Origin of the sequence: Tianweitania sp., assembly GCF_032053605.1 — a bacterium.
GTDB lineage: Bacteria > Pseudomonadota > Alphaproteobacteria > Rhizobiales > Rhizobiaceae > Tianweitania.
The window spans coordinates 1-8280 of sequence record NZ_DAMBUH010000132.1 but is presented as its reverse complement, the minus strand read 5'-3'; the positions used below and the strand labels follow the sequence as shown (position 1 = coordinate 8280).

Sequence of the window (8280 nt, the reverse complement as noted above, 5' to 3'; positions counted from 1 at the left end):
CACCGTCGCCGGCCATCAGCACGGGCACGCGGTGCAATCGGCTCCAGGCGAGCGCGCGCAGGGCCGTCAACTGCGCATAGCCATAGATGAGCACGGCCATCGGTTCGAACTCTCGCAGTGCGGCGGCGATGCTGGGATTGTTCACGCTTCGAAACGAGACCTGGTCGATCCCATCTGCTTCATCGAGAAAGGCATGGTCGTAGCCTTCGAGCAGGTTGCCGTCCCAGGCATAAGCGGTGTTCATTTCGGCATCGAAGGTACGATCGACGCCAATGCGGGTGGCAAAGAAGACCTTGAGCGTGATGTCTGAGCGGGCGGCAAGCGCGCGGTACAGCGGCACGAAATGCTGGATCGGATGCGACACGACGATGGCGAGCCGCTGCCGGGTCATGCGCAGAGATCTTCCAGCAAAGTGCGGTTGCGCGAAACCGCGTCGCTGGTCGCAACGCTGGCTTCAGCTTGGCTCCGGGCACCGTCTTTCCACACAGCGCGGGCGGTTTCATCCATGGCCGCAAAGCTGTCGATGGCGGCGGCGAAGGCCTCGGGGCCATCGATCGGCAGATCCCAGCCGGCATGAGCGGCGGACAGATCGCGCCAGGGCGTGCGGTCGGAAATCAGGGCCGGCACGCCGCAAGACAAAGCCTCGAAGATCGCATGACCGAAGTTTTCGCCCGCAGTCGGGAGGAAAAGGAGGTCGACCTTGGAAAGGATCGCGGGAAGTTCGGCGTTTGGATAAGCGCCATGATGGGTCACGCCGACATGGGGAGGCAACTCGGCGGCCATCATCAGGCACATCTGCCAGTAATCCTCGTCCTCGATGGGGCCGTGAATGTTGAACTGCACCGGCGTTCGGACGTCCTGCAGAACGCGCAGGGCAAAGGCGAGGTTCTTGATCGACGTGATGCGGCCGAGAAAGGCGAGGCGCAGCGTGGGACTTGGCTGATGCGGCATGGGCTGCAGCAGGGGTCGGATATTCGGCGCGAGAGCGATCCTGTCGTGGCGCGGGAGCGCTGCCTGAATGACCTGCGCTTCCGCTTCGCTGGTTGCGTGCAGCGTCACGCCTTCGGTAAGCCGCAGTGCCTCGACGAGCGACAGATAGGTCCGCTTGCGCGTCGGCTTAAGACGCAAGGCGGGCGGATTGAACTCGCCGCGCGGCGAAAGGAGGACAGGCACGTCGGCCAAGCGGCCAAAGCGCCGTGCGAGCAGAACGGGAAGCGTGAACTCGCGGTCGAAGAAGCCATTGAGCCAGAGGACATCCGGTGAAAGTCGGCGGATTTCGCGCAGCAGACCCCGCGGCGCGAGCCTGCCCGGTTGAAGGTAAGTGACGTCGAATCCTGATGCCGGTTGCCCGAGCGGAGCCGCTACTTTGCCGTTGAAGGGGCGGTCGCGCGCAAGGAGGTGGAAGTCGAACTGGTCGGACAGCGCCTGTACCAGCGCGCGAAAACTCTGATTTGGACCCGACGCATCATTGCCCGGCCAGTAAGCACCGATCAGTGACACGACACGCGGTTTTTGCCTCATCAAACGCCCTTCCAGTCCGCGACAGACTCGCTTGGAATAGCGACCACTTCCCACGCATGGCCGATGCGGCGCAACTCTCCGGCTGGCTCGATCCGCTGTTCCGCCGGAAAGAGCCGGTAGCGGTGGGCATGGAGGAGTTCGGTACAGGCGCCGCTGTTTTCGCTGGGCACTTCCATGATGAGGATGGGACGCTTGGTGGCGAGGAGATCCGCACCGCCGCGCAGGATCCAGGCTTCCGCCCCTTCCGCATCGCATTTGATGAGGTCGGGCGAGGGCTGATGTTCGCACAGCCAATCGAGCGTCAGCGTAATCACCGGATAGGTCGTGCGCACACCACCCATTTGCGAGCCGTGATCGGCCCCGCGCAAACTGTTGGCAGCACGTCCGCGAATGGCGATCTGGAGGTCGGCAAGTCCGACCTGATCCGACAGGGCGGCTGGGATGATAGTCACTGGCAGATCGGGATTGACGGCCTGCGTTCGATGCAGCAGAAGCTGGTTGAACGGATCGGGTTCGATGGCGACGACCTTGCCCGCGCCGACCGCATGCGCCGCCGGAAAGGTGAAGGCGCCCATATTCGCGCCGATGTCCCACACCACCATGCCCGGTCGCACGAAGCGGCGGACATAGGAAAGCAGGGTCGGCTCGAAGCGCTCCATTCTGAAATCGAGCGCGCGCAGCCGGTTGGCCGGCGACAGGAAGATGGGTCGGCGGCCGAAATCGGCAGGAAGCCGGCGGCGCACGACGAGGTTGCGCACAGCGCGCTCGGCCAGCCTGCGCATTGGATTGACGGAGGTCTGGGAGGGTCCCGCAACGCTCACAGGCGGTAGCCCCAACGATCGTTGAGATGCATCTTGAAGGCATCGAGTCCGTGATCGGCGATGTAACGACGCGCCTCGTCGATCTTGGCGTCCACCAGCATCCAGTTCCACCAGCCCTGCAGGAAGTGAAACAGGAAGCCTTGGCGGCCGTCTAGGAAACCGAGCAGGATGAAGTAGCGGAACAGGAAGTAGAGCGTGCCGCGCAGATACAGCGGCATGTGCGCAAAGAGGTGGACCTTGAGGAGCCGCTTCAGCCTGGCCTGGCCACTTTGGCCGCTTTCCAGTGCCTGATCCCTGGCGAAGAGCTGCTGTTCCTGCGCGACGAAGTCGATCATCTGGCGCGTGGCATAGCTGTTGTGCTTGTCGGTCCACCAGGAAATATCGTGGATGTTCTCGTCCACGAAGTCATGCGCGAAGGTGACCGAGCGGCCGTGCTTCAGAACGACATGCTCGTCCATCCAGCGGCTTTCGATGCGTCCCGCTCCGTGACGCCAAAGACGCAGCAGGATCGTCGGATAAAAGCCGCCGAAGCGGATCCAGCGGCCTCGAAAGATCACCTTGCGCCGGAAGCTGACGCCAGTCACTTCGGTTGGAAGGCCGGCGAGCCGGCTGCGGATTTCGTCGATCAAAGCGGGTTCAAGATACTCATCGGCGTCGAGGCGCAGCACCCACTCCGTTTCGATGCCGGCGTGATCCATTGCCCACTGGAACTGGTCGGCATAGTTCAGCCAGCGGCGTTGCAGGACCTCGGCGCCGCAGGTTTGCGCGATCGAAACCGTGTCATCCGTCGAGAAACTATCGACCACCACCATCCGCTGCACCAAGGGGCGGATGCGCTCAAGGCATCGGCGGATGTGCAGCGCTTCGTTGAAGGTCAGGATCACCACGGTGATCGGCAGCGGGCTGCTCATGCCGCCAGTGCCTTCTTCTCACCGGCAAAGGCATGCAGCACCTGTTTCGCCCACAGGCGCGAGGTCAGGCGGTGGTTGCTTTCGCGATGGCCTGAAAGCAGGCTGGCCATGGGAACGCTGAAGCCTGTTTTCGGCCGTTGAAGCACGGACGGCGGAAGCGGCTTCGAGGGGGCGGATGCGAGCAGCGCCTTGCCGCCCTTGTTCTTCATGATGCCCGCCAAATGTGGCGCGACGGTTTGCAGGAGATGGAAATCCACCAGCGGCGTACGGATCTCGACGCCATGTACCATCCCGGCCCAATCGGCGTCGCGCAGAAGCTGGTTGCGCAGATAGTTGCCGCTTTCCAGCGCCGCCACACGCAGCAGCGGATCGTGAGGGAATGGTTTGAGGGTGCCGGCGATCAGGCCGAGCGGATCGAGCCGCTCCAGCCCTTCGCGCGCTATGTCCGGTCCAAGCAGATCAGACAACTCATGAGGCAGAAACAAGCCGCGTCGCAGAAGATAAGCGCCGGGATAGGTGCCGCCGAGTTCAAAGGCCGCAAGCGCTTTGGGGTTGCTTTGGTACAGGCCAGGCAGAAGGGTTGAACCGATCCGGCGAACTGCCGTCCCGAGCCCGGGCATGCCTGAAGCCAAGGCGGTTGCGCGCACCATGGCCGGAATCGAGCGGAAGGTTGAATAGCCCCCAAGCAGTTCGTCGCCACCAATTCCAGAAAGCGCCACCTTCAGCTTAAGCGTCTGTGCGGCCTGCGCCACGAACCAGGTGTTGATCCCGTCGATCGTCGGCTGGTCCATGTCGCGGAGAATGGCCGGCAAGCTTGCAGCCAGATCTTCGCGGCCGATGCGGTGAATGTGGTGGTCGGCCTTGTAGTGGGCGGCGATGTCACGCGCGAAGGGCACCTCATCAGCTTGCGTGCCGGCGAGGTCATCGAAAGCAAGCGTAATCGCCTTGATCGGACGCCCGCCAAGATGATCGCGCATCAGGCCAAGAACCGCACCGGAATCGACACCGCCTGACAGGAAGAGCCCGACCTCGACGTCGGCCTCCAGGTGTCGGCCGACGCTCTCGCGTAGAGCTTGGCGACAGACTTCGGATCCTGATGCACTCTGCTGTTGCGCTACAGCGAACTGCTCAGCGATCGAAGCAAAGCGCACCGGCGCGCCCACGTGCCCGGTACGCACCGTCACATGATGCCCCGCAGGCAAGACCTGGATGGCGCGGTGGAGCGTGAACGGTTCCGGCACGTGGCCGAAGAGAGCGAAGCCGACGAGCCCGGCGGGATCGATCGTGTCACGGATCGCTCCCCCCGCAAGCAGAGCCTTTACCTGCGAAGCAAAGCACAGCACCTTGCCGTCATCGCTGAGATAAAGCGGCTTGATCCCATAGGGATCGCGCGCCAGGAACAGGCTGCGTTCGACGCTGTCATAGATCGCGAAGGCAAACATGCCCTGCAACCTGTTGCAGGCCTCGGCACCCTCCGCCGCAAACAGGTTCAGGATGACTTCCGTGTCGGAACCGGTGCGAAAGCGGTAGCCGCGCTGTTCCAGGTCCGTGCGGAGTTCGCGGTGATTGTAGATTTCGCCGTTGAAGCTGATGACGAAGCGCCCAGACGCGTCGAGCATCGGCTGAGCCCCTCCGGAGCCCGGTGCAATAACGGAAAGGCGCCGGTGCCCAAGCCGAACATGACCATCGGAGCTCGACCAGACACCCGAGCCGTCCGGACCTCTCTGATCCAGATTGTCACAGATGCGCCGCAGCTCTTCTCTGGCAGAAGACGGCGGGCCACCAGCATAACCAAAGATTCCCGCGACACCACACATGGTGATGCAACTCCAACACTCAATCCCCTCTGCGCTTTGAACTCAGAATACCTTGGAAGGCAAGAAGATAATGAGGTACAAGTCGCCATCCTGATTGCATCATCTAAGATTTGCTGTACGGTCCGTGTACGATCCGTAAGATGATCGTTGCTGCAGCGAGAGCCTGTCTTGGTATCGGCAGCGTGTACATGTGTTTTCCGCGGGGGCGGATATGGGGTTCTTGAGTTCGAGAGTGCCGGTCACGGCAATGACCGGCCGTTTGATCGCACGCCGCCGAGTTGGCTCGGCGGATCATCAGGCGCGGTGACGCAATGCTTGATCGGGCCGAGGGCGACCAGCCGTTGGGACGTGCCGAACTGCGCCCGCATGTTCGCGTTCTTGCAACCGCCGATCATGCCGCACAGGATCATCTCCTTTATTCGACACCGCCCGATCAGCCGGCCGGTGTCGATCTTCGCCGCTTGTGGTCGCGCCTTCTTCACTACCGCCGCCTGATCGCAGCTTTTCTGGCTGTCGGTCTGCTTGTCGGCTTCGCGCTCTTTCTTGCCCAAACGCCACTCTACCGCGCCACGATGCGGATCGAGATTTCGGCGCCGGAAGCGCGTGTCGTGCGCGACCTCGAAGTCGTCAGCGCCACGATCGACCCGCGTAGTTTCCAGTCTGCGATCGAAACCTTGAAAAGCCGCAGCGTCGTTCAAGACGCGGTGGCGGCACTTGATCTGGGCAATCACGCCGACTTCCTGTTTCCGCAAGCCCGGTTTTCGTTGAGGAGCGTGTTCGGACCGTCACCTGAAGTCCGCTTGAAGGAAGTGGATGAAAAGCAACGACAGCGCATGGCCATTGCGCGCGTGCAAGCGCAGCTCAGCGTCGGCCTGCTCCGCAACACGAGCATTCTGTCACTCGGCTACCAGGATGCCGACCCAAGCACGGCGGAAGCGATCGTCAGGCAGATCGCGGCCAGCTACCTCGAACAGCGCGCCGAACAAACCAGCCGCACCTCGCTTCTTGCGCGCCAATTCGTGGAAGGACAGGTGGCTGATGTGAAGGAAGAGCTTCAGCGCTCCGAAGCCGAACTCGTGGATTATGCCAGCGAGCAGGGCATCATGGCGGTCACAAAAGGCGAGGAGTCGCTGATCGAGCAGAAGATCCGCGCGCTCAACGACGGGCTCGCCGCCGCGATCAACGAGCGGCTTGCCGCCGAAAGCCGGGTGCAGCTGATCGATGCCGGACACGGCGGCCAACTCCAGGACGTGCTTGGCAACGAAGCCATTCTAGGCGTCCGCAGTCGCATTGCCGATCTGCGCGCCGAATATCAGGAAAAGCTCGATACGTTCAAACCGGACTACCCGCAAATGCGGAAGCTGCGGGCGCAGGTGGGCGAACTCGAAAAGCAGCGCTCCGACCTCACCGATGCGGTCATCCTGTCCCTGCGAGCCCGCCACAATGAGGCAGTGCGGCGGGAAAACCAACTGAGCGCCAAGCTGGCGGAGCTTGAAGGTGAGCTTGCCGTTTATGCCGACAAAAGCATCCGCTACACGATCCTGAAGCGCGAGGTGGATTCGCAACGCGCCCAGCACGATAGTCTTGTCACCAAGCTCAACGATCTCGGTGTTGGCGCCGAGCTAAAGGCGCAGAACGCAGCCGTGATCGATGACGCCTTGGCTCAGGCGGAGCCTGTCACGCCGCGTTTGTCGCGTAGTCTGTCCATTTGCCTGCTGATAGCGGCCGGCATGGCGGGCTTTGCGATCATGATCCTCGAACGCCTCAACAATGCTTTCCGCACGCCGCGTGACGTTGAAACACAGCTGAGACTGCCGGTACTCAGCGCCTTGCCGAACACAAACAAGGCGGCGATCGAGGTGGACCTTGCTAACAACCAGTCGCCGCTGGGTGAAGCCTACCGCTCACTGCGCACCGCCCTGCAGTTTGCCGATGATCAGGGCCTGCCACGCGCGCTGCTTGTGACCAGCACGGAGGCCGGTGAGGGCAAGACCACGACCGCGCACAAGATTGCCGTGGATTTCGCCGCACTCGGTCATCGCGTTCTGCTGGTGGATGCCGATCTGCGCCGGCCGACCCTGCACCGCAGGCTGAGGTTGCCCAATCAGATCGGCTTGAGCGACATTTTGGCCAAGCGCGTAACGCGCGAAAGCTTCGGGCGCATGTTCTATGTCGCCGCTCCCAACCTGAACGTGCTGACATCAGGCCCGACCGTTGCCAATCCCGTGGATCTCCTGTCGTCGCCGCGCAGCCGCGTTCTGCTCGATGCGTTCCTGCGCCGTTATGATCTCGTGGTGATCGATGGGCCGCCGGTCACCGGCCTGTCCGATGCGCCGATCCTGTCGCGCCTGGCCGACGATACACTGATGGTGGTGTCCGCGCGCCAGGTCAGCCGCCAAAGCGCCTGGCTTGCCTTGTCGCGACTGCGTGCGGCGGGCGGCAATGTGGTTGGTGTCGCGATGACCAAGTTCCGGCCCGAAGATGTCGAGGACTTCTATTCGTACCGCTACGAAACGGCGGCCAAGCGCAGCGCTGGATCGACGCGATTGCCGGCTCGTGCGCCGGTGGAATGGGATTATTTTGGCGAAGCCCGAATGGCCAAGCCCGGCGTGATTGGTTTGAAGGACGCCCTGAGCGACCTGACGAGTGGCTGGATCGCGCGCATCAAAAGGCAGCGTCTTCAGGCGCTCCTCACGAGCCGCATCCTAGGCCGCAGCCACCGTAAAACATATGGCTCGTGGAGCGTTCGCCGCTAGAACAAGCGGCCCTGGCCTTCAGGAGGCAAGGTGGCCTTCTTCGCGCTTTTCGGCTTGAGCGGTGCTTCGCCGGAAGCTTGCGCTGCGATGCGGCCATCGGCGAATTCGAGGCTTAGCCGTTCGCCCGGGGACACGGACCCAGCCGCCGTGACAGGCTTGCCTTCCGTATCATGAACGACGGCGAAACCGCGCTTGAGCACCGCTTTGTAAGACAGCGAACCCAGCATGCGCTCGGATTGCGCCAGAACCGTGCGGTGGGCGGAAAGACGCGAGTCGAGCGCGCGATCGCGGCGCGCTTCCAAGGCGGCGTAAAGCGCTGTCATCCCGCTCAAGCGCTCGGCGAGGGCGGCCGGGCGTATGCGGCGCGTGACGCGCTCAAACAGCGCTCGATCATGATCGAGCTTGCGCTTGAGGAGTCGCGCCAAACGGTCCGGCGCAGGCAAACGCGCGGCAG

7 protein-coding genes are annotated in these 8280 nt (G+C 62.7%); 1 reads left to right on the top strand and 6 read right to left on the bottom strand.

Features of this window, described 5'->3' with window-relative positions:
* The 5 genes from RTX98_RS18740 to asnB all read right to left on the bottom strand — a co-directional run.
* Positions 1-391: hypothetical protein (locus RTX98_RS18740; RefSeq protein WP_312798327.1), on the bottom strand; the 391-nt coding region annotated here is incomplete at its 3' end.
* Positions 388-1521: a glycosyltransferase gene (locus tag RTX98_RS18735; protein WP_312798325.1), complete on the bottom strand. Its 1134-nt coding sequence runs from the start codon at positions 1519-1521 to the stop codon at positions 388-390. The genes RTX98_RS18740 and RTX98_RS18735, both read right to left, overlap by 4 nt.
* The gene (locus RTX98_RS18730; RefSeq protein ID WP_312798323.1) at positions 1521-2342 is read right to left on the bottom strand and encodes an FkbM family methyltransferase; all 822 of its coding nucleotides are present in this window, start codon (positions 2340-2342) and stop codon (positions 1521-1523) included. The genes RTX98_RS18735 and RTX98_RS18730 overlap by 1 nt, the downstream gene beginning before the upstream one ends.
* On the bottom strand, positions 2339-3253 hold the full coding sequence (locus tag RTX98_RS18725; RefSeq protein WP_312798321.1) for a glycosyltransferase family 2 protein: 915 nt from the start codon (positions 3251-3253) through the stop codon (positions 2339-2341). The genes RTX98_RS18730 and RTX98_RS18725 overlap by 4 nt, the downstream gene beginning before the upstream one ends.
* Positions 3250-5070 (bottom strand): asparagine synthase (glutamine-hydrolyzing), encoded by a 1821-nt coding sequence (gene asnB / locus RTX98_RS18720; RefSeq protein ID WP_312798319.1) that lies wholly within the window; start codon positions 5068-5070, stop codon positions 3250-3252. Before asnB ends, RTX98_RS18725 begins: the two co-directional genes overlap by 4 nt.
* Before the next feature lie 311 nt (positions 5071-5381).
* Here asnB and RTX98_RS18715 point away from each other — a divergent pair, with 311 nt between their 5' ends.
* Entirely contained in the window at positions 5382-7826 is a 2445-nt protein-coding gene (locus tag RTX98_RS18715) for a GumC family protein (protein ID WP_312798317.1), read from the top strand.
* Here RTX98_RS18715 and RTX98_RS18710 read toward each other — a convergent pair.
* Positions 7823-8280 (bottom strand): exodeoxyribonuclease VII large subunit (locus tag RTX98_RS18710; RefSeq protein WP_312798315.1); only part of this gene is annotated, 458 nt, incomplete at its 5' end. The genes RTX98_RS18715 and RTX98_RS18710 overlap by 4 nt on opposite strands.